Annotated in this window: 24 protein-coding genes; 13 read left to right on the forward strand and 11 right to left on the reverse strand. The window is 63.9% G+C overall.

The genetic code is table 11. The features are described 5' to 3' along the window. Positions 1–23 precede the first annotated feature (23 nt). Positions 24–692 carry a DUF1684 domain-containing protein gene (locus CGK93_RS14775; protein WP_089595482.1) on the forward strand — a complete coding sequence of 223 codons (669 nt, stop codon included), beginning with the start codon at positions 24–26 and terminating at the stop codon, positions 690–692. On the opposite strand, the gene CGK93_RS14780 is transcribed toward CGK93_RS14775, so the two are convergent. Further along, positions 689–1,885, reverse strand: coding sequence for an SLC13 family permease (locus tag CGK93_RS14780; protein ID WP_089595483.1), 1,197 nt, complete (start codon positions 1,883–1,885; stop codon positions 689–691). The two genes, CGK93_RS14775 and CGK93_RS14780, sit on opposite strands and share 4 nt — an antisense overlap. 162 nt (positions 1,886–2,047) lie before the next feature. On the opposite strand from CGK93_RS14780, the gene CGK93_RS14785 reads away from it, so the two are divergent. From CGK93_RS14785 to CGK93_RS14795, 3 genes are all read left to right on the forward strand, one after another. Further along, positions 2,048–2,641, forward strand: a complete 594-nt coding sequence (locus CGK93_RS14785) for a DM13 domain-containing protein (protein ID WP_089595484.1) — start codon at positions 2,048–2,050, stop codon at positions 2,639–2,641. A 100-nt stretch (positions 2,642–2,741) separates the two neighbouring features. Next, positions 2,742–3,620, forward strand: coding sequence for a fumarylacetoacetate hydrolase family protein (locus CGK93_RS14790; protein WP_089595485.1), 879 nt, complete (start codon positions 2,742–2,744; stop codon positions 3,618–3,620). 17 nt (positions 3,621–3,637) lie between these two features. Continuing rightward, positions 3,638–4,123, forward strand: coding sequence for a GtrA family protein (locus CGK93_RS14795; protein ID WP_089595486.1), 486 nt, complete (start codon positions 3,638–3,640; stop codon positions 4,121–4,123). A 33-nt stretch (positions 4,124–4,156) separates the two neighbouring features. On the opposite strand, the gene CGK93_RS14800 is transcribed toward CGK93_RS14795, so the two are convergent. From CGK93_RS14800 to CGK93_RS14825, 6 genes are all read right to left on the reverse strand, one after another. Beyond that, positions 4,157–5,323, reverse strand: a complete 1,167-nt coding sequence (locus CGK93_RS14800; protein WP_089595487.1) for a cysteine desulfurase family protein — start codon at positions 5,321–5,323, stop codon at positions 4,157–4,159. Between the two features lie 7 nt (positions 5,324–5,330). Next, positions 5,331–6,203 carry a carboxylating nicotinate-nucleotide diphosphorylase gene (gene nadC, locus CGK93_RS14805; protein ID WP_089595488.1) on the reverse strand — a complete coding sequence of 291 codons (873 nt, stop codon included), beginning with the start codon at positions 6,201–6,203 and terminating at the stop codon, positions 5,331–5,333. Between the two features lie 66 nt (positions 6,204–6,269). Further along, positions 6,270–7,886 (reverse strand): L-aspartate oxidase, encoded by a 1,617-nt coding sequence (locus CGK93_RS14810; protein WP_332460054.1) that lies wholly within the window; start codon positions 7,884–7,886, stop codon positions 6,270–6,272. Positions 7,887–8,014: 128 nt separating this feature from the next. Continuing rightward, on the reverse strand, positions 8,015–9,322 hold the full coding sequence (nadA, locus tag CGK93_RS14815; protein ID WP_089595489.1) for a quinolinate synthase NadA: 1,308 nt from the start codon (positions 9,320–9,322) through the stop codon (positions 8,015–8,017). Next, complete coding sequence (locus CGK93_RS14820; RefSeq protein WP_089595490.1) at positions 9,319–10,038, reverse strand: NUDIX hydrolase; 720 nt, start codon at positions 10,036–10,038, stop codon at positions 9,319–9,321. The genes nadA and CGK93_RS14820 overlap by 4 nt, the downstream gene beginning before the upstream one ends. A 111-nt stretch (positions 10,039–10,149) precedes the next feature. Further along, the gene (locus CGK93_RS14825; protein WP_089595491.1) at positions 10,150–10,623 is read right to left on the reverse strand and encodes an Lrp/AsnC family transcriptional regulator; all 474 of its coding nucleotides are present in this window, start codon (positions 10,621–10,623) and stop codon (positions 10,150–10,152) included. A gap of 174 nt (positions 10,624–10,797) precedes the next feature. Between CGK93_RS14825 and CGK93_RS14830 the strand changes: the two genes are divergently transcribed. The 5 genes from CGK93_RS14830 (at position 10,798) to CGK93_RS14850 (ending at position 15,592) form a co-directional block, all read left to right on the forward strand. Further along, positions 10,798–12,183 carry an amino acid permease gene (locus CGK93_RS14830; protein WP_089595492.1) on the forward strand — a complete coding sequence of 462 codons (1,386 nt, stop codon included), beginning with the start codon at positions 10,798–10,800 and terminating at the stop codon, positions 12,181–12,183. 139 nt (positions 12,184–12,322) lie between these two features. Further along, on the forward strand, positions 12,323–13,375 hold the full coding sequence (locus CGK93_RS14835) for a thiamine pyrophosphate-dependent enzyme (protein WP_198318231.1): 1,053 nt from the start codon (positions 12,323–12,325) through the stop codon (positions 13,373–13,375). Further along, positions 13,368–14,438 (forward strand): alpha-ketoacid dehydrogenase subunit beta, encoded by a 1,071-nt coding sequence (locus CGK93_RS14840; RefSeq protein ID WP_089595493.1) that lies wholly within the window; start codon positions 13,368–13,370, stop codon positions 14,436–14,438. The genes CGK93_RS14835 and CGK93_RS14840 overlap by 8 nt, the downstream gene beginning before the upstream one ends. Continuing rightward, positions 14,431–14,760 carry a biotin/lipoyl-containing protein gene (locus CGK93_RS14845; protein WP_089595494.1) on the forward strand — a complete coding sequence of 110 codons (330 nt, stop codon included), beginning with the start codon at positions 14,431–14,433 and terminating at the stop codon, positions 14,758–14,760. The genes CGK93_RS14840 and CGK93_RS14845 overlap by 8 nt, the downstream gene beginning before the upstream one ends. 4 nt (positions 14,761–14,764) lie before the next feature. Then, positions 14,765–15,592 (forward strand): alpha/beta fold hydrolase, encoded by an 828-nt coding sequence (locus CGK93_RS14850; protein WP_089595495.1) that lies wholly within the window; start codon positions 14,765–14,767, stop codon positions 15,590–15,592. A 36-nt stretch (positions 15,593–15,628) separates the two neighbouring features. On the opposite strand, the gene CGK93_RS14855 is transcribed toward CGK93_RS14850, so the two are convergent. Further along, the gene (locus CGK93_RS14855; protein ID WP_089595496.1) at positions 15,629–16,042 is read right to left on the reverse strand and encodes a MarR family transcriptional regulator; all 414 of its coding nucleotides are present in this window, start codon (positions 16,040–16,042) and stop codon (positions 15,629–15,631) included. Positions 16,043–16,128: 86 nt separating this feature from the next. Here CGK93_RS14855 and CGK93_RS14860 point away from each other — a divergent pair, with 86 nt between their 5' ends. Beyond that, positions 16,129–16,797: a phosphoribosyltransferase gene (locus CGK93_RS14860; protein ID WP_198318479.1), complete on the forward strand. Its 669-nt coding sequence runs from the start codon at positions 16,129–16,131 to the stop codon at positions 16,795–16,797. Between the two features lie 74 nt (positions 16,798–16,871). On the opposite strand, the gene CGK93_RS14865 is transcribed toward CGK93_RS14860, so the two are convergent. After that, on the reverse strand, positions 16,872–18,206 hold the full coding sequence (locus CGK93_RS14865; protein WP_089595498.1) for an MFS transporter: 1,335 nt from the start codon (positions 18,204–18,206) through the stop codon (positions 16,872–16,874). Between the two features lie 131 nt (positions 18,207–18,337). Here CGK93_RS14865 and CGK93_RS14870 point away from each other — a divergent pair, with 131 nt between their 5' ends. Together CGK93_RS14870 and CGK93_RS24150 are read left to right on the forward strand one after the other, a co-directional pair. Further along, a complete protein-coding gene (locus tag CGK93_RS14870; RefSeq protein ID WP_089595499.1) occupies positions 18,338–19,084 on the forward strand; it encodes an IclR family transcriptional regulator in 747 nt (248 codons plus the stop codon). 74 nt (positions 19,085–19,158) lie between these two features. Further along, positions 19,159–19,458 (forward strand): hypothetical protein, encoded by a 300-nt coding sequence (locus tag CGK93_RS24150; protein ID WP_232481662.1) that lies wholly within the window; start codon positions 19,159–19,161, stop codon positions 19,456–19,458. Here the strand turns inward: CGK93_RS24150 and CGK93_RS14880 are convergent. After that, complete coding sequence (locus CGK93_RS14880) at positions 19,385–20,860, reverse strand: APC family permease (protein ID WP_089595501.1); 1,476 nt, start codon at positions 20,858–20,860, stop codon at positions 19,385–19,387. The genes CGK93_RS24150 and CGK93_RS14880 overlap by 74 nt on opposite strands. Positions 20,861–21,108: 248 nt before the next feature. Here CGK93_RS14880 and CGK93_RS14885 point away from each other — a divergent pair, with 248 nt between their 5' ends. Then, on the forward strand, positions 21,109–22,071 hold the full coding sequence (locus CGK93_RS14885; protein WP_089595502.1) for a helix-turn-helix domain-containing protein: 963 nt from the start codon (positions 21,109–21,111) through the stop codon (positions 22,069–22,071). Between the two features lie 3 nt (positions 22,072–22,074). Here the strand turns inward: CGK93_RS14885 and CGK93_RS14890 are convergent, their stop codons facing one another. Continuing rightward, complete coding sequence (locus tag CGK93_RS14890) at positions 22,075–23,433, reverse strand: MFS transporter (protein WP_089595503.1); 1,359 nt, start codon at positions 23,431–23,433, stop codon at positions 22,075–22,077. Positions 23,434–23,526 lie beyond the last annotated feature (93 nt).

Raw genomic sequence — 23,526 nt, forward strand, 5'->3', positions numbered from 1 at the left:
ACGCACAGGACTAGGCTGAGGGTATGGCTCCCGATCAACAGGACTATTTCGAGGACGACATCCCCACCATGTCAGCGGTTGATATAGCTGACTGGCGTTTACGGACGTTCGCCCTGTACGACAAAGTGCGTCAACTCGCGGCCACCAACCCGTTCGACGCCCACGTTTTCTGGCGCCAGGAGCGGGACCTGATGTTCGCTACCCATCCGGCATCAGCACTGACTGCAGAAATGAAGGCCTCATTCTCAGGACTCCGGACAGCCGGCTACGATCCCGCCTTCCGCAAATACGCGGTGCTGTCTCCCAACGGTTCGGGGCAGGAAATGAATGTTGAGACGGGCACCGATGGCGTGGTGCCGTTCGTCCGCATCGGTACTTTCGAGCTGCCCGGCCTGGGCTCGTTGGCAGTGTGGCGGCTCCGGAGCTACGGAGGCGGGATCTTTGTCCCGTTCCGCGACGCAACGGCCGGGAAGGACGGCGGAAGCTACGGGGCGGGTCGCTACCTGCTGGACACGGTCAAGGGCTCATTCCACGGGACAAGAAATTCCTCCGGGGCACAGGAGTTCATCCTCGATTTCAATTTCGCCTACAACCCCTCCTGTGCCTACAACGAAGCCTGGGCCTGCCCCTTGGCTGGGCCGGACAACCGCCTGGCCACGGAAGTTCCCGTGGGCGAACTGTACGTGGGTTAACCAAACAGTCCTCCCGGGCCAGCAGCTGCGAGCGCCGCGATAGCCGCCAGTATGGTCAGCGGTGCCACGATCAGGCCGTACACCGCGTAGCCCTTCCACTTGATCAGCACATTCATCCGCACCAGCCGGTCGTGCCACAACAGGGTGGCCAGCGAAGCCCAGGGCGTGATCAAGGGACCTGCGTTCACACCCACCAGCAGTGCGGCCATCCGCTCCGGACTTCCCGCCAGGGGCTCGGCCACAAGGTATGCCGGCAGGTTGTTGACCACGTTGGAGCCCAGGGCGCCCGTCATGGCCAGCCTGAGCAGTTCAACGAACCCGCTCCCTTGGCCTGCCACCTGTCCAAGCAGGACTGAGGCACCGAGGTATTGGGTAGCCTCCACCGCCAGGAAGAGGCCGCAGGTGAACAGCAACAACGACCACGGAATCAGCGTCACTGTGAGGACTTTGGGTCGTCGGAAGGCAAACATGCCGGCAAGGATCACGGCTGCCGTTGTAGCCGGAATCCAGATGGCTGCACCGGACACCAGCGCGGGCAAAAGCAACACCAGGACTGCTGCGCTGACCACCAGCAGAGGTGTGTCCGTGGTGGGGGTCGCCGGTGGCATCTGGGCTGGACGTGCAGAATCGAGGGCATAGGTCTTGCGAAGGTCGCGCCGGAACACCACAGCGATGAAGGCCAGGGGAACCAGTATTGCCGCCAACGACGGCGCCCACATCAGCTGTGCAAACTGCGCCGGACTGATGTTGCCAAGATGGTGCTGCGCCAACAGGTTGGTCAGGTTGGAAATCGGAAGCAGGAGACTTGCCGTATTCGCCAGCCACACCGTTGTCAGCGCGAAGGGTAGAACCGGGAGACCCGCTTGTCGGGCCACCGTGACCACCACGGGGGTCAAGAGCACCGCCGTCGTATCCAGTGACAGGAAAACTGTGCTCAAGACGGAGAACAACGCCAGGAGCAGCCATAGGAGGACACCGCTGCCCCGGCCCCAACGACGCAGCCGCCGCGCGATCCATTGGAAGGTGCCGGCTTCGCTGACGAGCTCTGTCACCACTGTCATTGCGACGACGAATCCCAGGATAGGCGCCACCCGGTCCACCAGGACCGCTACTTCCTGCCATGGCAGGACGCCCGTGGCCACGGTGACTCCGCCAGCCGCGAGGAGAACCAGTCCGATGATCGCCAGGCGCATGAGTCGGATTCTAAGCCCGGTGGCTGGGATTCCCGCCCAGGTTCTTCCGGGCCACCGCCCAGGCATCTGCGCGTCACCGTATCGTGAGCCTCCGTACAGCGCGTCACCGTACCGTAAGCAATGGAGCCCCTACTCCTGTGGCGTGAAGCCTAGCCTTGAGCTATGAACCGATTGCGGAGTTTCATCCGGTCCCATAGGACCCTGGCTGCAATAGTCGGAGTGCTGATCCTGTCGGCGGTGGTGGTGGGGGCTGCGCTCTTCCAACCGTGGCGGCTGTTCACCAGCAGCAGCGTCAATGAGGCCCTGCCGGCGTTGGGGGTGTCCACGGGTCAACCGTCGGCTGGCGGGACGGCGAGCGCGCCGTACAGCCAGGCCGTACCCAGCCAGGCGCCACCCAGCCAGGCGCCACCCAGCGGCCCGGCAGTGGTGGGCGGCGGCACTTTCCAATCCCAGGAACATGAAACCACCGGCACGGCGCAGCTGTTGATGCTCCCCGACGGCAGCCACCTGCTCCGCCTCGAGAATTTGGCAAGCAGTGACGGACCTGACGTCAAGGTTTGGCTCAGCAGCCAGGAGGCAGGCGGTGACTGGTTCAAATACCGCTCGGGACACTATGTGGACCTGGGTGCCATCAAGGCCACCCACGGCAACCAAAACTATGTTGTTCCGGCCGGCACTGACATCGCAGGGTTGACGTCCGTGGTGCTTTGGTGCGATCGGTTCAGTGTTGCTTTCGGATCGGCCCCGCTCACCTGACGCATTGTGAGGCCCGCTCTGCGCGCCAAGGCTCTGCCACAGGACGTAAAGCGGACCTCACAACGCAGGGCACCATCCAGGGAGGACGTAGGATGTCATCATGACTTCACGCCTCCCCCGTCGCATCGCCCGCGTCCGGCCTGCCCAGGCTCCAACCGTCGCCGGCCAAACGTTGGCCCGCCAGTCTCCTGACGAGCACTTCTTTGTGGCCAACGACGCCCAGGATTTCACTTCCGTGGAAGGCACCCGGTGGACCGTGGTGGAGTCCCCTTTCCCGGCGTCGAGGGCCAATGCCAACAGCCCTGCCAGGGAAGGATGGGAGCTGGGCGCCGTGGTGGGCCAGGATGCTTTTGCTTTCCTTGCACCTTCAGTACCTGTGAACGTCTTGGGAATGGCACACAACACCGGGCAGCCGGGCCGTGACCTGCCTCCCCAGGCTTTCCACAAGGCGGCTTCGAGCGTGATCGGCCCTGGTGAGGCCATCCAGCTGGACTCCACCGTGGGCTACGTTGACCCGGAAGCGGAACTGACGGTCGTCGTCGGGCGCCCTGCGCGAGGCTTGACGCTGGAAACGGCTCGGTCAGCGGTTCTCGGCTACACCATCGGCAACGACGTATCGGCAAGGGACCTGCAAAAGACCGACGAACTCTGGATCAGCGCCAAGAGCCAGGACACGTTTACTCCGGCGGGTCCTTGGATGGTCACCGATCTTGACGATTCGAACCTGGAGATCGGGATCGTGCACAACGGCAACGAACTCAAGACCGCCAGTTCTGCTGACCTGGGCTGGAAGGTGGACGAGATCCTGGTCTACCTGAGCTCGTTCATGACGCTCCAGCCCGGCGATCTGGTGCTGACAGGGTTCCCCGCAGAGTGCGCCCGCATCCAACCCGGTGACACCGTGGCATGCCGGGTTGAAGGAATCGGCGAGCTCCGGAACCCCGTCACCAGCGCATCCTGGGAGGATCAGCCCGCTTAATGTGTCAGGCTTAAGCCATGGAGACAGCTGCGGACGCCACTGGGCTACGCCCGTCTCCCCCACAGAAACCACCCCGCACACGGCACCGCGGAGTCCTCAAATACCCCGTCGTGCGGCAACTGGCCCGCTTCACCGGAGTCGGAGTGGTGTGCACGGCAAGCTCCCTGGCCATTTACGCGTTGTTGCGTCCGTGGATTGACCCTCAACTGGCCAACGCCGTGGCACTGATTGTGACGTCCCTGATGAATACTGCGTTGAACCGACGGCTCACGTTCAAGATCACGGGCAAACATCAACGCACCCGGGACCACCTCAGTGGCGTCATAGTGATCGCCATTGCCTTGGTCATCACGGGCGGCAGCCTGGGCGTCCTGCACCTTATCCGGCCGGAAGCCACAGTTACCGAAGAATTATGGACCACCACGTTGTCCGGCTTCGTGGCCACAGCGGTCCGGTTTACCTTGCTGAGGCACTGGATTTTCCGGCGCGCACGGCACATGTAGTCCGCCGTGCCGCTGCAACCGGCCCCAGCGCAGCTATCCCGCTTGCGGGGATGCCAGGTTCCGGACGCGTCCGACGGCGGTTTCCACGGCGTCGGCGGCCTGCTCCAGTTCGGTGTCGGTGACAGTTGAGGTGAAGCTGAAGCGTACGGCCGTCTGGGCCGTTTCAGGCGCGATGCCCAGGGCCACCAAAACGGGTGACGGAGCATCGGATCCTGCAGCGCAGGCCGAGCCGCTGGAACACACCACGCCAAGCCGCTCAAGCTCCAGCAACACTGACTCTCCGCTGGTGCCCGGGAAACAGAAAGACGCCACCGACGGCAGACGCTGCAGCCGGTGGCCGGTGACCACAGCGCCCGCGACACCGGCCAGGATCCGTTCAATGAAATGATCCCTCAATCCCGAGACTCGAGCGGCCTGTTCCGGTTGCTCAGCGCTGGCCAACGACAACGCAGTGGACAGCGCCACCGCGCCGGCCACGTTCTCCGTTCCCGAGCGTTTACCCCGCTCCTGGCCCCCACCATGAACCAAGGGCTCCACCCGGAGCCGCCCTTTGGTGAAGAGCACACCTGATCCCTTGGGGGCACCAAGTTTGTGTCCGGACATGCTCAGTGCGTCCACCCCGAGCGCTTTGACGTCCAAGGGCAACCACCCGGCAGCCTGGACGGCATCGGTGTGGAAGGGGACACCGTGTTCCCGCGCCACTGCTGCCAGGGCTGATATTGGCTGGACCGTTCCGATCTCGTTGTTCGCGTACATGATGCTGACCAACGCTGTTTCCGGCCGCAACACGGCAGCCAGTCCCTCAACGGAGACCAGGCCCTCACTGTCCACCGGCAGCACATCCACGATGAACCCGTGCATCCGCTCCAAGTACCTCGCCGATTCCTCCACGGCGGGATGTTCGATCGCGCTGATGACCACCCTGTTCAGTGTCGGATCAGCCGACCGCCGGGCCAGCGCGATACCTTTCACGGCCAGGTTGTCTGCTTCAGAGCCTCCGGAAGTGAAGGTCACCTCACCGGCACGGCAGTTGAGGATCTTCGCGACGCCGGCACGCGCCCCGGCGAGCGCTGCTGCTGCCGCTTCACCCAGGGTGTGGTGGCTGGAGGGGTTGCCGAACTCACCGCTCAAGTACGGCCACATGGCCTCAAGTGCCTCCCGGCGTACGGGGGTGGTGGCTGCGGCGTCGAGGAAGATCATGGGAGGGTCAGGCTGTCTCTAGAACAACGTCGAGACCGAGATCGAGCGCGCTCACGCTGTGGGTCAGGCCCCCAATGGAGATCACGTCCACCCCGGCAGCGGCAATTTCCGTGACCGTGGAGACGTTGACGTTGCCGCTGGCTTCCACCATGGCCCTGCCGTCCACCTGCTTGACCCCGGCCCGGAGTTCCTCGATGGAGAAATTATCCAGCATGATGGTGTCCACGCCGGCCGCCAGCACGGGTTCGATCTGCTCTGCGCGGTCCACTTCAACTTCGAAGTGCGTGGTGTGGCCCAGCCGGGCTTTGGCAGCAACCAGCAGCTCGGTCAGCTTGGTGGAGTCGCCGCCGGTCATGACGGCCAGGTGGTTGTCCTTGGCCAGCACGGCATCGGAGAGGCTGTAGCGGTGGTTCGCTCCCCCACCGCAGCGCACGGCGTAGCGTTCCAGCACCCGCAAGCCCGGCGTGGTCTTACGGGTGTCCGTGATCCTGGCGCGGGTACCTTCCACGAGCCGGACGAATTCGGCGGTCTTCGTGGCTATGGCACTCATCCGCTGCACCAGGTTGAGCCCAACGCGTTCAGCGAGCAGCACGGAGCGGGCGCTGCCGCTGACCCGCGCAAGGTGCGTGCCGGCGTCGAACGGTTCACCATCGGCGAGCAGCAGTTCCACCTCGGTGTCCGGGTCCACCAGCTTCATGGCATCGCGGAACACGGTGCCTCCGCTGAACACGCCGGGTACCCGTGCGTTCAGCACGGCGGTTGCCCGGGCGTCGGCGGGGATCAGCAACTGGGAGGTGATGTCCCCGCTGGGCGCGTCCTCCGCGAATGCCCGTTCCAGGATCTCCCGGACAGGGGCTGCGGGGAGGGTCAGGTTAGTCATGGACGAGGCTCACTTTCCGGCTCATGGTGTAACGCTTGTCAAAATCGTCGACGGCGGCTGGTTCGCTCACGCTGTCGCTGCGGTAATGCGCCCCAAGGACTCCCGCCGTTCCCGGGCCGCATGCACCAGTAACTGCGCAGCCAACAGAAGATTGGAGTCCTCATGTTCCCGGACATCAAAGGAATCAGGAACATTCAAGGGCAGAACCTCACCCTCCCAAGACCCAAGAACTTCTGCGGCCTCAGCCAACAACTGACCATCACGCAACACGCCGGCCTTGGCTGTCATGAGGCGGCGAAGTGCCTGCCGTGAGAACCCACTGGAGGAGGCAGGGTGGGCGAGCGGATGCCCCTCCAACAATTCCAGCGGCGCCGGAGGCCCCGACAGCGCCGTTGCCGCGTGAGCGCCCGAACCGGCCGCCGAGCTTGCGAGGCGATCGCCGGTTCGAGGCGCGAGCGCAGGCGCCAAGGGGCCTGCGGTGCCGTCAGGCGACTCACCAGAGAGAAAAGCGTCAACAGCCCGCCGCCCAAACACCAGTCCCTCAAGCAGGGAGTTACTGGCCAAGCGATTGGCCCCCTGCACACCGGTACAAGCGACTTCACCGGCAGCGAGCAAACCAGGAACAGAGGTGCGGCCGTAGAGGTCAGTCACCACCCCACCCATCCAGTAGTGGGCCGCCGGCGCCACAGGGACCAGTTCCCGGGTCCAGTCGACGCCTGCTTGGCGGGTCCTCGTGCTGAGGGTCGGGAACCGCTTGGCCAGGAAACCGCTGCCCCTCTGCTCTTCAATCACGGTGGCGTCGAGGAAAACGTGGCCGTTGGGGTCGCCGAGTTTCGCCAAGTGCAGGGCGATGCTGCGGGAGACGACGTCCCGGGGTGCAAGTTCGGCATCCGGGTGGTAGCCGGGCATGAACCGGTGCCCCTGGGCATCCACGAGGACGGCACCTTCCCCGCGGACGGCCTCGGAGATCAGCAGGGGGTCGTTGTTGCCTTCCACCTCCTGGGCTTCGGCCGGAAGCACCATGCAGGTGGGGTGGAACTGGAAGAACTCAAGGTCGGCGACGGCCGCGCCGACGCGCCATGCGAGCGCCAGGCCATCCGCCGTGGCGACGGAGGGGTTGGTGGTTTGGGCGAAAAGCTGTCCGGCGCCCCCGGTGGCCAACAGCACGGAGTCGCCGTGGACGCCGAGGTGGCGCCCGTCGTGGAGGAAATTGGCTCCCACCACACGGCCACCCTGCTGTCCGCCCAGCGAGAGCGACGTGACGTGGGCGTGCCCGATGACCTGGATTTTGCCGGCTGCTTGATAGTCCAGGACAGTGCGGATCAGCGCGGCCGCCACCCCGGCGCCGGTGGCGTCGCCGCCGGCGTGCAGAATCCGCGGAGCGGAGTGCGCGGCTTCAAGACCCAAGGCGGGGTCGCCGTCGTCGTCAAGGTCGAACTCGACGCCGAACCGCCCCAGCCCGGCGATGTCCAGCCGCGCCTCGGTGCACAACACCCGCACCGCCTCTTCGTTGCAGTGTCCTGCACCGGCTGTGAGGGTGTCGGCTATGTGGGCCGCAACAGTGTCTCCGGGAGCAGCCTCGTCCAGAACGGCCGAGATGCCACCTTGGGCGTAGTAGGTGTTGCTGTCTGCAAGGGCTCCCTTGGTCAGCAACACCACTTCCGCCCCGGCTTCCGCGGCCAACAGGGCTGAGTACAGTCCTGCGATGCCGCTTCCGACGACGATCAGCCGCTGGGGGCGGGCCCGCCAGTAAGGCTCTCTGTAGTCATGTGGGGCTCGATTCGGCTAGTCCAATGGGGTGTGCCCGGCGGTTAGGCGGGCTTGGCTGCCAGCATGCGCTCCAGCGCAATCTTGGCGTTGTCCTGCACGGAGTCGTCCACGGTAATGCGGTTGACTACGCGTCCTTCCACCAGTTCCTCAAGGACCCAGGCGAGGTAACCCGGGTGGATGCGGTACATGGTGGAGCACGGGCAGATGACCGGATCCAGGCAGAAGATGGTGTGTTGCGGGTTTTCCGCTGCGAGCCGGTTCACCATGTTGATCTCGGTGCCGATGGCGAACGTGGTGGGTTCCGTGGCAGCTGCGATGGCCTTCTTAATGAAGTCGGTGGATCCGGCGGAGTCGGCGGCGTCCACTACCTCCATGGGGCATTCGGGGTGGACGATCACGTTGACGCCCGGGAAGTCCTGGCGGGCTTTCTCGATCTGGCCCACGTTGAAGCGCTTGTGGACCGAGCAGAAGCCGTGCCACAGGATCACCCTGGAGTCCAGGAGTTGCTGTTCGTCGTTGCCGCCCAGTTCTTTGCGCGGGTTCCACATGGGCATCTGCTCGAGCGGGACACCGAGTGCCTTCGCGGTGTTGCGGCCCAGGTGCTGGTCGGGGAAGAACAGGACGCGCTGACCACGCTCGAAGGCCCATTCAAGGACCACCTTGGCATTGGAGGAGGTGCACACGATGCCACCGTTGCGGCCACAGAAAGCCTTCAGCGCAGCAGAAGAGTTCATGTAGGTGACGGGGATGACCGGCACGCGGCCTGATGCGTCCGGCTCGGTGCCGAAGATCTCCTCCAGCTGCTCCCAGCATTCCTCCACGGAGTCTTCGTCTGCCATGTCGGCCATGGAGCAACCCGCTGCGAGGTTGGGCAGGATGACGGCTTGCTCAGGCGTGGAGAGGATGTCGGCGGTTTCGGCCATGAAGTGGACGCCGCAGAAGATGATGGCTTCGGCGTCCGGCTTGGTGAGGGCTGCGTTGGCAAGCTGGAAGGAATCGCCGACGAAGTCTGCGTACTGAATGACCTCATCGCGCTGGTAGAAGTGCCCCAGGATGACGGCGCGGTCCCCGAGTGTTGCTTTGGCGGCCCGAATGCGGGCGTCCAGTTCGGCGTCGGAGGCTTTTTTGTACTCCTCCGGCAACTGGCCCTGACGCGGCGTTCCCTGCGGTGCGACATCGCTGCTTGAGGCACCGGGCCCGTACGCGGGCTCACCGGCGAGGGCTTCGGCAAGGTCGTACTCCCATGGGCCCCTGGCCAAGGCTGGGCTGCACGTGGACCCTGCGCGGGAGAGCCCTTTCTCGGCTTCCTCGCGAGTAATCAGCTGGACGGCAGTGTTGACGCTGCTCATGGTGTACTCCTGTTATCTGGCCCGAGGCCGGGCGTGCCGGTGAAGCGGTAGAGGCGGGGTGGACGGTGTTTCCCGCCTTGGAGGTATTCACCGGTTTCTTCGATTTCCGGTGTTGCCTTGACGTGTCGGCGGAAGTTTGCGGGATCGAGCTGGCGGTCCAGTACGGCCTCATAGACTTCGCGGACCTGGGCGAGGGTGAAGAATTCGCCCAGCAGGTGGTAGGCGATGGACCCATAGGCCATCTTGTTGCGGAGCCGCCATAAGGCGTAGTCCACGATTGCGTTGTGATCGAAGGCGAGTTCACCGAGCCGGTCGGCCCGGAACCACCGCACATTCTCCGACTCGTCGGCCAAAGCAGCTTCCGTGGGTTGGACCAAGGCCCAATACACGATGGAGACAACGCGCTGGGTGGGCGACCTGTGAAGACCACCGAAAGCGTAAAGCTGCTCAAGGTAGTGCGGAGTCAACCCGGTGGTCTCCCGGAGGTTTCGCGACGCCGCGTCCTGGAGGGACTCGTCGTGGGCCAACGGCCCGCCCGGAAGGGCCCACATGTCCTTGTAGGGCTCGCGGATGCGCCGGACCAGCGGCAGCCACAACGTGGGGCGGCCGGACTTCTCGCTGGGGCGGAGGGCGAAAATCACCGTTGAAATAGCCAACGACGGCGGCGCAAGCCGCCTTTCGGCGACGTTCGCTGAGTTGGTGTTCACGGCGTTCACCTCGCTTCATCGCCGCCTGGAGCACTCCATTCAGGACTGGAGAACTAGTTAAAGTCATGTTGACTAGAACTAATGGTACGGCTCACCGGGCGCTTGGCAAAATGCCTTACGTCACACTGCTTTCGCAGCCGCCTCCATCAACGGCAGGGTGCGGCCCTGGATGTGGCTGTTCAGGACGATCACCGAAGAGCAGCGGACTACCGACTTTGTTGCGATCATGGCATCAAGGACGCGCTGCATGTCCGGATTGGAACGTGCCGCAATCCGCACCATGAGATCCGAGTTCCCCGTGACGGTATGGACCTCGATGATCTCCGGAATGGCACTCAGGCTCTCGATGATGGCGTCATGGCCGATCTCCTGGGTGATGGTGACGGAGCAGAATGCCACTACCGGGAAGCCGAAATTGGCGGGATCCGGCTGGGGAACCCAGGAACCGATGACCCCATTGTCAATCATCCGGTCAATCCTGGACTGCACCGTGGCCCTGGCGACCCTGAGCACACGCGAAGCCTCCAGCACGGAGGATCGCGGTGAATCAGTGAAGAAACGTACAATTTTTGCATCAAGCGCATCGACCAGCATCAAAGTTCCTGTCCCCGGGGATCCGTACCCATCACATCGCTACAGCAAAAAGTGATGTATCTTACAAACTGCGAGAATTATTCCACGGCTCTTGCTGCGTCGTCGACGCCCGCGTGCCAAGCCCATGAGGCCCAGACGCCAAACCAGCATGTAATCCATAGAAGGTAGACACGTATGACAACGAAGTCCATCGCGGCTCCTGCCCCAACATCCGGCCTCGGCCATTCGCTCAAACCGCGCCAGCTCACCATGATGGGGCTCGGCAGTGCGATCGGCGCCGGCCTCTTCCTCGGCTCAGGCGCAGGCGTCCAAGCCGCAGGTCCGGCCGTGCTCATTTCCTACCTCGTCGCCGGCACGCTGATCATCCTGGTCATGTGGGCCCTTGGCGAGATGGCAGCCGCCAACCCCAACAGCGGCGCATTCTCCGTGTACGCAGAAAAGGCCATGGGCAAGACCGCCGGCGGAACCATCGGCTGGCTGTGGTGGCTCCAATTGGTGGTGGTCATTGCCGCCGAAGCCATCGGCGCAGCCGGACTGCTGTTCTCCATCTGGCCCGTCATTCCCGTGTGGGTTCTTGCACTGGTCTTCATGGTGGTCTTCACAGGCATCAACCTTGTAGGCGTCCGTAACTTCGGCGAGTTCGAGTTCTGGTTCGCCATCCTCAAGGTGGCCGCAATCGTCGTCTTCCTGCTCATCGGTGCAGCCCTTCTCTTCGGCTGGCTGCCGAACGTCCCCTCCCCCGGCTTCTCGGCCTTCGGGGACTTCGCCCCCAACGGCATCGGTGGCATCGCCGCCGCCTTGTTCGTGGTGATCTTCGCCTTCGGCGGGACGGAAATCGTCAGCGTTGCCGCCGCTGAAACAGAGAACCCCGCGCATAGCGTGGGCAAGGCCATCCGCACCGTGGTGTGGCGCATCCTGGTGTTCTACATCGGCTCGGTATTTGTCATCGCAGCTGTTCTCCCGGTCGGTTCGGACGGCCTGAAGTCTCCATTCGCCGGAGTCCTGGACCTGGCCGGAATCCCGGGCGCCGGCGCTGCCATCACCCTGGTGGCCGTCGTCGCCTTGCTCTCTGCGCTGAACGCCAACCTGTACGGCGCTTCCCGGATGATCTTCTCCCTCTCCGAACGCGGCGAAGCTCCCCGCTTCCTGTCCCGCCTGAGCGCTTCCAAGGTTCCGGTCGCCGCCGTCGGAATTTCGGTCGCTTTCGGCTTCATCGCCACGGTCCTGGAACTGCTGTTCCCCGAGAAGATCCTGCCCGCATTGCTGAATCTCGTGGGTTCCACCTGCCTGGTGGTCTGGGGCACCGCCTTGGTGTCGCAGTTCATCCTGCGCCGCAGGGCTGACAGGGAAGGCACAGAACTGCCGCTGCGCATGAAGGGCTTCCCCGTCCTCACCATCGTGGGCCTCATCCTGCTGGGCCTCATCCTGGTGGTGGGCTTCGCCAACCCGGAAAGTGCCGGACAACTGATCGGAACGTTCATCCTGATCCTGGTCATTGCCGCCGGCTGCTTCATCAACGCCAAGTCCAAGGCCGCCAAGCAGTCCGCACCCGTGGAGTAAACCGACTGTTCATCACCATCAAGAAGCCCTGCACAGTTTGTACTGTGCAGGGCTTCTTTATGTGTCCAAATTGCACAAAGTGTTTCCTTTGAACTGTGCTGATTGCGCACGGCTCGACTGGGTGACTAGGGTCACAACCATGACGACCAATCCTGTGCTGGCCGCCGTCGATGACGACGCGGCCCCGCTCACCCACCATCAACTCCGTGAGCTGTACACCCTGATGGCAGCAGTCCGGCACCTGGACACCTCAGCCGTGGCCTGGCAGCGCCAAGGCATCATTCCCGGATACGCCCCCGAGCTCGGGCAGGAAGCCGCGCAGGTAGGCAGCGGCTACGCCGTGGACCGGACCCGCGATTTCGTGTTTCCCACCTACCGTGAAATGGGCGTAGCCCGGGCCATGGGCCTGGACATGGTGGGCTACATGTCCACTCACAAAGCCACCTGGCATGGCGGCATGTACAACCCCTTGGAGTCCAGGTTCGCTCCCATCCAGGCTGTGGTGGCAGGCTCGGTCCTGCATGCTGTGGGATGGGCCCACGGCCAAACCCTCTCCGGCAACGCCGCGGGTGACATGGGCGTAGCCATGACGTACTTCGGCGACGGCGCTTCCTCCCAGGGTGACGTCCACGAAGCCATGAACTTCGCCGCCGTTATGAAGGCCCCCGTGGTGTTTTTCATCCAGAACAACGGCTGGGCCATCTCAGTCCCCACCGAACGCCAGGTGGCCGGCGGCTCCGTCGCGGCGCGCGCGGCCGGATACAGCATCCCCTCCCTGCAGGTGGACGGCAACGACGTGGTGGCTGTCTTCGAAGCGACCCGTTCCGCCTTCGCGCACTGCCGGGCAGGAAACGGTCCTGTGGTGATTGAAGCCATGACCTACCGACGCGGCCCTCATTCCACCGCTGACGACCCCGGCCGATACCGCACGCTGGAGGAAGAACGCCTGGACGCCGGCGAGGATCCGTTGGAGCGGTTCAAGCAGCGGCTGCTCACGGACGGCGTGGCCGACGAGGCCTTCTTCGCGGACGCGCAGCGATTGGCCGTAGAGGAAGAAGAGGCCGTCCGGGCGGGCATAGCGGACCTGGGTCCAAGGCCCGGCGCCGAAATGTTCAGCCTGGTCTTCCAGGAACCAACGCCAGCCCTTCAATCCCAGGCCACCGCGTGGCGCGAGGAGTCAGAACATGCCTGAGACCATCACCGATCTGCGACTAAAAGACGACAGCACTGAAACCGATACAGCCGGCGTTCAGCAGCTGTCCATGCAACAGGCGCTCAACCGTGCACTGGACGAAATCCTGGCTAAGAACCCCAAGGCCGTCATCTTTGGCGAGGACTGCGGACGGTTGGGCGGCGTGTTCCGCATCACCGATGGGCTGCAGGCCAAGCACGGCGAAGACCGCGTCTTCGACACCCCCTTGGCTGAATCAGGCATCCTGGGCATGTCGGTAGGCCTCGCCATGGCGGGCTTCCACCCCATCCCCGAAGTCCAGTTCGATGGCTTCGCCTACCCGGCCATCAACCAGATCGTCTGCCAGATCGCCCGGATGAACTACCGGAGTCGTGGGACCCTGCCGATGCCCATCACGCTGCGCGTGCCCAGCTTCGGTGGCATCCGCGCACCCGAGCACCATGGTGAAAGCCTGGAAGCCTTGTTCGCCCATGTACCAGGCCTCAAGGTGGTCTCCCCTTCCACCCCCCACGACGCGTACCACCTGCTCAAGTACGCTGCCGCCCGCCCGGACCCGGTGATCTTCATGGAGCCGAAATCCCGTTACTGGCAAAAAGGGCCGGTGGACGTCACCAACGCCACCCCAGGCACAGCAGCGCACGACGACGGCGGCCTCACCGGCGCCCGCGTGGCCAGGGAGGGCCGGCACCTGACCCTCGTAGCGTGGGGTGCCATGGTTTCCCGCTGCCTGCAGGTCGCTGAACTGGCGGCCGAGGACGGCATCGACGTCGAGGTCCTGGACCTGCGCTGGTTGAAACCGATTGACGCCGAAGCACTGGCGAGGTCCGTCGGGAAGACGCGGCGCGCCGTCGTCGTTCATGAAGCGCCCCTGACATCGGGCCTGGGCGCAGAGGTGGCCCAACTCATCACGCAGAGTTGTTTCGCAACGCTCAAGGCGCCGGTGGAGCGTGTCACCGGATTCGACGTTCCCTATCCCTCCGGTGACCTGGAGGACGAATACATCCCCAACATCGACCGCATCCTCTTTGGGATCCAACGCGTACTGGAGTACCGCCGTGGCTGAAATTTCCTTCCCCCTTCCCGATCTCGGCGAGGGCCTCATTGAGGCAACCGTGCTGGAGTGGTTGGTGGAACCCGGCCAACAGGTGGAACGCAACCAGCCGATCGTAGAGCTGGAAACCACCAAGTCAGCGCTCGAATTGCCCAGCCCGCAGGCGGGTAAAGTGGTGCGTATTCACGGGGCGCCCGGTGACACCGTCAACGTTGGCGAGCCGCTGATCGTGTTCGAGGTTCCGGATGACACCGCCGGGATCGTGGGCACTGTTCCGAAGGACGAAGCACCCAAGCGCCGGGTCCGCCTGAGCGCCGTACTCGATGAGGACTGACACCATGACCGGCAGGCACACAGTGGAACAGCACAGGCACACAGTGGAGGGCACCGATCCTGGACTGTTCGTCGAGGTGCACCAACCCGCCACGGACGCCGGCCTGCGCCCTGTCCTGCTGATCCACGGCTTTTCATCCTCCAGCAAGCTGAACTGGGCGGACAGCGGATGGATCACCACCCTTCAGGACGCCGGCCGCCGGGTCATCACCGTAGACTTGCCGGGCCATGGCCGGAGCCACTCCCCTGAGGACCGGGACTCGTACACGCCCAGCCGCATCCGCGCCGACCTTCTGCAGATAGTGACCGACGCCGGAGCCCGGCCCCTGCGCGAAGGTGACCCTTCCACGGGCTTGGACATTGTGGGCTACTCACTGGGTTCGCGGTTGGCCTGGGAATTCGGCGCTACGCAGCCGGACCTGGTGCACCGGATCGTCCTGGGCGGACCGAGTTCGGCAGACCCCCTCGCAGCCTTCGACCTCGTTGCCGCCCAACGGCACCTGGCCGATGGCACGCCCGTGGAGGACGCATCCACGGCAGGGCTGCTGAAAATGGCACAAATGCTCCCCAGCAACAACCTGTTCGCCATGTTGTCCCTCATCGAGGCCATCAAGGGAGAACCCTTCGATCCCGCCGAGGCTGCCCCGCACATGCCCCTGTTGCTGGTTGCAGGCGAGAAGGACGAACGGGCAGCGACCATGCCGGAACTCGCCGCCATAGCAGGCAAGCGGGGTGGGTTGGTGGAAACGTTGGTCATTCCCGGGCGGACCCACACCAACGTCATCACCAGCCGGGCCTTCAAGGAAGCTGCCCTCGAATTCCTGGGAGTCTAGCCGGCGACACGCAACGGCTGGCCCGGCTGACGGTGATCAGCGGGCCAGCCGCTCCGCGTTAAGGCTCATGCGCTCCAGCACGCTCAATGCCATGGCGTATTCGTCAATGCCGATCCCCATGGACAGGTCCTGCCGCGCTGCTTCCACCAGCCGCTGGGCTTCGTGGTATTTCTCCCGTCCGCGGTCACTGAGGACCAGCCGGTCATCGACCATGGTGATCAGCCCCCTGCCAACCAGTGCTGCGAGTTCCCTCTCCCGCATCCGGATATCGTTTCCCCACAACGGATGCAGGGATTCCTCCAGTTGGTCCGGAAGCATGGCGCCCTCGGACAGGAGACTGAGGGTGTGCCATTGACGGCGGCTGAGCTTGATCCTGGCCAGGATGCTGTCCAGTTGGGCTTCCAGCGCGGCGTCCAGCCTTTTGATCCAGTATCCGATTGGCTTGTTCACAAGCCCATGCTTTCAGCGGAGACGCTGCCGGGCAAGGTCTGGACGGTAGGCTTGGAACTGCAACGAATTTCGTGGAAGTGGAGCAGATGGGCATGCGTTTCAAGGACCGTGCGGAAGCCGGTCGACGCCTGGCTGAAGCCCTCCCCCAACTGAGGGAGCAGCCGGACACCATCGTGCTGGGCCTTGCCCGCGGTGGAGTTCCCGTGGCCGCAGCCGCAGCAACCGGGCTGTACCTGCCCTTCGGCGCTGTCCTGGTGCGCAAGCTCGGCATCCCCGGCCGCGACGAAACCGCCTTCGGTGCCCTGGCTTGGTCGCAGGGGGATGTCCTCCGTATCGTCAACAAACCGTTGAAGGAACTCATCCTCGCCCACGGCATCTCCCAGTCCGCGCTCGATGCCGTGGAAGCCCATGAACGTTCCGAGCTCCTCCGGCGCGCGCAGGAGTACCCAGGCACCGGCCACGACCTTCGCGGAAAGACTGTAGTGCTGGCCGACGACGGCCTTGCCACCGGTGCCACCATGCGGGCGGCTGTGGAGGCGGTTCGTTCAACCGGGGCGCGTACGGTGATAGCTGCGGTGCCGGTTGCATCGTTGGAAGCTTCGACGTCGCTGGCGCGGGTGTGCGACGCAGTGATGGTCCTTCACACACCCGGCAAATTCCATGCTGTCGGCGCGTTCTACGAGCGATTTGAGCAACTGTCCGACGACGACGTCGTAAGCCAACTCGAAGGTGCCGGTGCCGGCGGCCGCAAGTAGCCGGCGTCGGTCCTCATGCAAAAGGCGGGTGCGGTCCATTGTGGACCGCACCCGCCTTTTCTTTGGTGCAGCTTTTAGTGGTGAACGCTGTAACCCAGCGGCCGTCCACGGGTTTCCTTGGCGAGGATCACGCCAATGGCAGAGATGACGCAGAGAACCATGATGTAGATGCCCACCGAGCCGGACCACTTGGTGGTGTCCAGGAGTGCCTGGGCGATGAGCGGTGCGAAGGCACCACCCAGGATGGCACCCAGGGCGTATCCAATGGAGATTCCGGAGTAGCGGACCTGGGCCGGGAACATTTCCGCGTACATGGCGGACATCGGACCGTAGGACAGTCCCAAGCCGATGGTCAGGACGAACAAAGCGGTTCCGTAGAGAACGATGTCCTTGGAATCGATCAGCATGAACATGGGGATCATCCAGGCAAAGACCAAACCGTAACCGATCAGGAACGTCTTGACGCGTCCGATCTTGTCCGACAACCAACCGCCCACCATGGTGAAGATGAGCCAGCCGAAAGAGGCGATGGTGGTGGCCAGCAAGACCTGCGGGGTGGGCATCTTCAACGTACGCGTGGCGTAGGAGATGAAGAAGGCGATCAGCAGGTACCCTGCGGCGTTGTTGGCGATGAAGATCAACGCAGCAAGGAGAACTTCCTTCTTGTTCTTGCGGAAGAGATCACCCAAGGGCGCCTTGCTTTCGGCCTTGCGCTGGGCGATTTCCTTGAAGACAGGGCTTTCACCCACAGCCCGGCGGATGAGGTAGCCCACCACAATCAGGACCACCGACAACAGGAATGGCACGCGCCATCCCCATGAGGCGAAATCTTCCTTGGACATTCCCGACTGGAGCAGGAACAACAGGCCGGTGGCCAGGATCATGCCGATCGGAACACCGATCTGTGGGTAGGCGCCGAAGAGCCCGCGCTTCTTGAGCGGCGCATGCTCCACAGCCATGAGTGCAGCACCGCCCCACTCACCACCGGCGGAGAACCCTTGGACTACGCGCAAGGTAATCAGCAGGATGGGAGCCCAGACGCCGATGGTTGCGTAAGTGGGCAGCATACCGATCAGCGCAGTAGCTGCACCCATCATGACCAGCGTCATGACCAAGACGGCCTTGCGGCCCATCCTGTCGCCGAGGTGTCCGGCAACGAAAGCCCCCAGGGGACGGAAGAGGAAGCTGATGCCGATCGTGGCGAAGGACAAAAGCTGGGCGACTCCCGGGTTGGACTTCTCCAAAGGAGAGAGGAACAGCGGCGCCAGCAGCGTCGCCGTGAGCTGGGCGAAGATGAAGAAGTCGTACCACTCAATGGTGGTGCCCACCAGTGTCCCGGCCAGAACCCGGCGCTCTTCGCGCTTGCTGCTGGGTCCTGACGGAGAGTCGACAGTGGAAGTTGCGGTCATTGGAACTCCATGGGGGTGAGGGTGACTGGTCGGTGCTGGACTTGCATTAACCGACAGAACGGTCAGTTAGGAAAGAATACTACAATCTGTGACCCAAAGCACAGCCCCCTGGAAGTTCGCGCCAACATAGGATGGTTCGCATGAATCCCCGCAGCGACGTCCACCCTCCAAAGGAAGCGGCGATACCAGCTCCGCCGTCTCAAACCCTGTCCCGGGGAATCCGCGCCCTGGAGATCCTCGCTGCGGCAGACAGTCCGCTCAGCATTGCCGAACTCACCGAAGCATTGGGCGTTCACCGCTCCGTGGCCTACCGAATCCTCCGGACGCTGGAAGACCATTCCCTGCTGGTGCGCGACGACTCAGGACGGGTGCAGCCCGGACCCGGATTGGCCGTCCTGGCCAGCGGCGTCTCACGGAACCTCCAAACCGCGGCACTGCCCGAACTGACCCAACTCGCCAACACCTTTCATATGACAGCCTTCGTCGCCGTATGGGACCACCAGGAATGCGTCACCCTGGTCACGGTCGAACCACGACACTCAGGTGCTGCGCTCGCCCAACACCCCGGAAGCCGCCACCCGGTCAGTACAGGAGCTCCCGGAATAGCCATCCAATCCACCATGACCGAGGAACGCTGGCAGCAGGTGGGCTCAGGCAACCCCTACCGCCCCGAAGCATATGAGGCGCGCCGCCTCGGCTACGCCACCAGCCACGACGAGGTCATCGCCGGCCTGTCCTCCATCGCCGCCCCCATCCAGGTTCCGGGAGGACGCCCCGCCGCGATCGCCGTCGTCTACATCAGATCGGATCAGGACGCCGACGCCGTCGGCAAAGCGCTCGCAGCGAGTGCCGCCCGGATCGAAAGCCAATTGGCCTGAATCTCCCCGACACCTCCAACGGGCTGCCATTGGACGGACTAGCCCCCGGCTTCGACGCCTACAAGGCGCCCACAGTGCAAGACCTGGCAGGAAAACAGTTCTCCCTCCGTAATGACGGTGGCCCCATGACCGTTGCACTTCACCTTCGGCGCCCGCGGACGCCTGATCAGCATCAGCCGGCACAGCCCGGAACTCGACCCTGCTACGGAGATGTAGCCCGCAGGAACGGAACTTCACCAGCAGGCACGGAAGCCCCGGCGAGAGGAACACTCGCCGGGGCTTCCCAAGTCTCGCCGGGATTCAGTCCTCGGCGCCGTGGCCAATCCGGGCGTACAGTGCCGGCTGCGAGCGCCGCAGACGCAAGCCCCAGATGACACCAACAACTCCGGGCAGCAGCACCAGCATCGGCAGGACAAACGTAGCGGCCGTGGACTCGGTCTGTCCCAGCAAGACGTTGAAGTTAGTCATGATGAGCACCAAGACGATGGCCAGAAGCACGAACCCCAGGCCAGGAGCGATCATCCTGACCCACAGGCTTGCCCCGTGCTGCCGCCGGCGGAAGAAGCCGATCACAGCCACCGACACTACGGTCATCAGCAGAACGAGGCCCATGGCGCCGCTGTTGGTGAGCCAGGTGAACATGGTCAAGACGGGGTACAGCTCGCCCAGTTCGGACCCGGCGCCGGCAATGGCGAAAGCGATGGTGACGACGACGGCAATCACCGTCTGCGCCAGCGAACCGGCCAAGGGCGCCCCGCTTTGTGTCCGCACCTTGGCCAGCGCCGACGGCAGGACACGCTCGCGGCCGAGGGAGAAGAAATAGCGGGCTACTGCGTTGTGGAAGCTGACGAGTGCTGCGAAGAGGCTGGTCACGAAGAGGACCTGGGCGATGTCGCTGAGCAGTATGCCTCCGTTGGCACCAAGGAACGCGAACATCATGTCCGGCCCGCTGGCCGCCGCTGATTCGATCACCGCAGAGGGGCCTGCGCCCACGGTCATGGCCCAGGCTGATACGGCATAGAACACCGCGATGATTCCCACGGCTGCGAACGTCGCCCTGGCAACGGTTCGCTTGGGGTCCTTGGATTCCTCACCGTAAATGGCCGCGGACTCGAAGCCCATGAAGGCTGCGATGCCGAAGGACAGAACTGCTCCGACACCGGGAACGAACAGGCTTTCGGGACTGAAGGTTGCTGCGCTGATGCCTTCGGGGGCCACAGCCAGGCTGAGGACGTCATACACAATGACCACCAGGAACTCCAAGGCCACCAGCACGCCCAGCACCTTGGCGGACAGGTCTACCCGGTTGACTCCCAGCCATCCAACAATGGCGATGCAGACCAGGACGGGGATCCACCATGGAACGCTGATGCCAAGCCGTGCGGACAGGAGCGAGGATACGGTGAAACCGAACAAGCCGTAGATGCCCACCTGCATGAGGTTGTAGGCCATGAGGGCGATCAGTGATGCTCCCACGCCGGCTGGCCTTGAGATGCCTTGCGCAATGTAGGCGTAGAACGCCCCTGCGTTGGTGACGTACCGGCTCATGGCGGCATACCCCACGGCGAAAAGCGCCAAAATTCCACCCAGAATCAGGAAGGACAGCGGCACACCGGTGACACCGGTGACCGCGAATGTGGTGGTGACACCGCCTGCGAGCACGGTCAGCGGCGCCGAGGCCGCGATGATCATGAAGGTTACTGCTGGTACGCCGAGCCGCCTTGTGGTGCCTACGGCTCCGGCGGCCCTGCCCTTGACGGGGTTGTCCACGCTCATAGTGTGCTCCTGCCTCGGTGCCGCGGGAGATTGCGCGGCACGGTGTCGGTCATTCCGCAATCTTCCTCCGCAGAAGCGTGGCGTGACTTGTCTCACACGGCAGGGTGTTTGTCGGTCCACGCATGCACGATCCCGGCCTGAATCGCCGGTGTAGAATCGTGGGCAAGCTCACGTCTGTCCAGCAGCCTCTTGGTCGACAGCCATGTCGATGGATTGTGTGGCACGGTGGGACGTTGAAAGGGAGTTTGATGACCGTCGCGGCTGATACGGGCCCCACCACTGTGCAGACCATTGTGGCGGAGTCATTCCAGGAGTGGAGCCGGGCCATCTCCAGTTCCTTCGTGCCGCTGCTGGCTACAGGGCCCCGCAACTCAACTTTCCACGGAACCATGCGTGCACGCGTGTTGGGGCAGATCTCCGTGGTGGAGATTACCGCCGGACCCCATACCGTTCAGCGCACTCCGGAGCTGATTGCCAAGTCAACGGGCCGCTTCTTCAAACTCAGTATCCAGCTCGCTGGATCGGGCCGCCTGGTCCAGGACGAACGTCAGGCCGTGCTTCACCCCGGCGATCTCTCCATTTACGACACCTCCCGCCCTTACGAGCTGACGTTCGACGACGACTTCCGCACCTTGGTGCTGATGTTCCCGCACGTTTTGCTGGACCTGCCGGCCGAGGCCATGGGCCACGTCACTGCCTTGCGCATTCCGGGCGATGAGGGCCTGGGCCAACTCATCAGCCCCTTTCTGGTGCGACTGGCCGATAACCTTGAAGCCCTGTCGGGCACCAACGGTCTCCGGCTGGTACACAACGCACTGGACCTGGTGACCACGCTCTTCAATGGCGAGCTGGATCAGCTGATCGAGACCGGACGGGATCCGCATCTGCTGCTGCTGGGGCGTATCCACGACTACATCGAGGCAAACCTCGGTGATCCCGAACTCTCACCCGGAACCATTGCCGCTGCCCACTACATCTCGACGCGGCATCTGCACGATCTCTTCCAGGAAATCGGCACCACCGTGGCCTCTTCCATCCGGCAGCGGAGGCTCGAACGGTGCCGACGGGACCTGAGGGATCCTGTGCTGAACGATCGCCCCGTCACGGCGATCGCAGCACGGTGGGGGTTCACCGATGCCGCCCATTTCAGCCGCATCTTCCGGGCAGCCTTCGGGAACTCCCCCACCGGCTACCGCAACGAGGCCGTGTAGCAACTACGCCTGGGGCCGGCGCTTCATCACCAGGGACGTCACGACGCCCAGCAGCAACAGGCCAGCCGCGGCGGCCATGGAAACCACGAAGGCTGCACCCGGCCCCTGCGTCTCGGCCAGTTGCCCGGCCAGGTACGCGCCCAGCGCCGTGCCCGCGACGATTCCGCTGGCGAGCGCTGTCATGACCGTCGCCATGCGGCCGGCCGGAGCCACGACGCCGCCGATGCTGAAGACGGTGACCATGACAGGACCCACCGGAATACCCAAAATCAGCAAGACAAAGACCATCGGCCAAATACCGCCGGGCAAGAGCAGCAAAAGCGACAAGGCCGACATCGCCAGCGCAGCCGCAACCCAGCGGGAGGCCAGGCTGAACCGTTGCGGCCAGAACGCGACCGACAACGCAGCCACCGCAGAGCTCAAGCCCATCACCGCGTAGAGGATCCCCGCGATTTCGGCGGTGGCGTACTGGGCAGAGAAAGCACTCAAGGCATTCTGCGTCGCCCCAAAGAAGGTGCCCATGCAGACCATTGCCAGTACAGGCACGGCGACGACGGCGCCGGACCAACGATTGCGGCGCTGCAGACCAGCCTGCGCGGACTCCTCGGAAAGCACGACGCCGGATGCCGGCTTGCGAGGTGCCGGAACCACGGCATGCTGGCTGGGGTGGACGGCGAAAGCCGGCACCAACGTGATGGTCATGACCGCAGCCAGGGCGAGCGGCAACCACGGGGCCACCATGCTGGCCAGGACACCCACCAGCGCCGGGCCAAGGACGAAGGTGACCTCGTCCGCGGTGCCCTCGTAGGACAGCGCGGTATCAAGGTCGGCACGGTTTGCTGCCACGCTCCTGCTGCCGTTGGCAGCCGAGGGGGAAAGGGTGCGGGTAGTCAAAGCCATCCAACGAACCCTGGCCATCGGGCCAACTTGCGGGCAACTGGCGCCGGCAAGGAAAGCCACGATGAGGACGCCAACAGCGTCGCTTGCCGAACCATAGGCCGGCGTGAGGTAGGCTGCCGCAAGCAGTCCCGTCACTGCCAATGCGTTGATGACAGCGGCGACCAGGAGCACGATCCGCTGCCCTGCGCGGTCGGCCAGGGAGCCGAGGACAGGGGCACCCAGGGCCGAACCAATGCCGACGGCTCCGGCAGCCATGCCGCCGATGGCGTAGGACTGGCTGACAGCCGTGACGAGGGTCAGTGTTCCGACGGTGAGCATGGCCAGAGGAAGCCGGGCGAAGAGGCCCAAGGGCAGGAAACCTGGTCCAGCAAGTTCCGGGAGCCGTGCAAAACGGCCGGGCAGGCGGGAGGGGCGTGAGGGTGCAGAAGACAGGGGCTGGGAAGCCACAGAAGATTTTTCCATTAATCCGGGTTCGCTAAAGGATGCGCATCGTCCCTCCTCCCGATGCGCGCGACCCGGTGTAACGGGTTAAGTCTATCGGATATGTTCCCAGCA

It is taken from the genome of Arthrobacter sp. YN, from assembly GCF_002224285.1.
In the GTDB taxonomy this organism is placed as follows: domain Bacteria; phylum Actinomycetota; class Actinomycetes; order Actinomycetales; family Micrococcaceae; genus Arthrobacter.

Coding starts and splice junctions, on each gene's coding strand:
- CGK93_RS14870 (WP_089595499.1), top strand. CDS start 18,338: ATGGTTCGCATGAATCCCCGCAGCGACGTCCACCCTCCAAAGGAAGCG.
- nadA (WP_089595489.1), bottom strand. CDS start 9,322: ATGAGCAGCGTCAACACTGCCGTCCAGCTGATTACTCGCGAGGAAGCC.
- CGK93_RS14850 (WP_089595495.1), top strand. CDS start 14,765: ATGACCGGCAGGCACACAGTGGAACAGCACAGGCACACAGTGGAGGGC.
- CGK93_RS14890 (WP_089595503.1), bottom strand. CDS start 23,433: ATGGAAAAATCTTCTGTGGCTTCCCAGCCCCTGTCTTCTGCACCCTCA.
- CGK93_RS14885 (WP_089595502.1), top strand. CDS start 21,109: ATGACCGTCGCGGCTGATACGGGCCCCACCACTGTGCAGACCATTGTG.
- CGK93_RS14880 (WP_089595501.1), bottom strand. CDS start 20,860: ATGAGCGTGGACAACCCCGTCAAGGGCAGGGCCGCCGGAGCCGTAGGC.
- CGK93_RS14780 (WP_089595483.1), bottom strand. CDS start 1,885: ATGCGCCTGGCGATCATCGGACTGGTTCTCCTCGCGGCTGGCGGAGTC.
- CGK93_RS14785 (WP_089595484.1), top strand. CDS start 2,048: ATGAACCGATTGCGGAGTTTCATCCGGTCCCATAGGACCCTGGCTGCA.
- CGK93_RS14775 (WP_089595482.1), top strand. CDS start 24: ATGGCTCCCGATCAACAGGACTATTTCGAGGACGACATCCCCACCATG.
- CGK93_RS14865 (WP_089595498.1), bottom strand. CDS start 18,206: ATGACCGCAACTTCCACTGTCGACTCTCCGTCAGGACCCAGCAGCAAG.
- CGK93_RS14840 (WP_089595493.1), top strand. CDS start 13,368: ATGCCTGAGACCATCACCGATCTGCGACTAAAAGACGACAGCACTGAA.
- CGK93_RS14800 (WP_089595487.1), bottom strand. CDS start 5,323: ATGATCTTCCTCGACGCCGCAGCCACCACCCCCGTACGCCGGGAGGCA.
- CGK93_RS14830 (WP_089595492.1), top strand. CDS start 10,798: ATGACAACGAAGTCCATCGCGGCTCCTGCCCCAACATCCGGCCTCGGC.
- CGK93_RS14860 (WP_198318479.1), top strand. CDS start 16,129: ATGGGCATGCGTTTCAAGGACCGTGCGGAAGCCGGTCGACGCCTGGCT.
- CGK93_RS14790 (WP_089595485.1), top strand. CDS start 2,742: ATGACTTCACGCCTCCCCCGTCGCATCGCCCGCGTCCGGCCTGCCCAG.
- nadC (WP_089595488.1), bottom strand. CDS start 6,203: ATGACTAACCTGACCCTCCCCGCAGCCCCTGTCCGGGAGATCCTGGAA.
- CGK93_RS14825 (WP_089595491.1), bottom strand. CDS start 10,623: ATGCTGGTCGATGCGCTTGATGCAAAAATTGTACGTTTCTTCACTGAT.
- CGK93_RS14835 (WP_198318231.1), top strand. CDS start 12,323: ATGACGACCAATCCTGTGCTGGCCGCCGTCGATGACGACGCGGCCCCG.
- CGK93_RS14795 (WP_089595486.1), top strand. CDS start 3,638: ATGGAGACAGCTGCGGACGCCACTGGGCTACGCCCGTCTCCCCCACAG.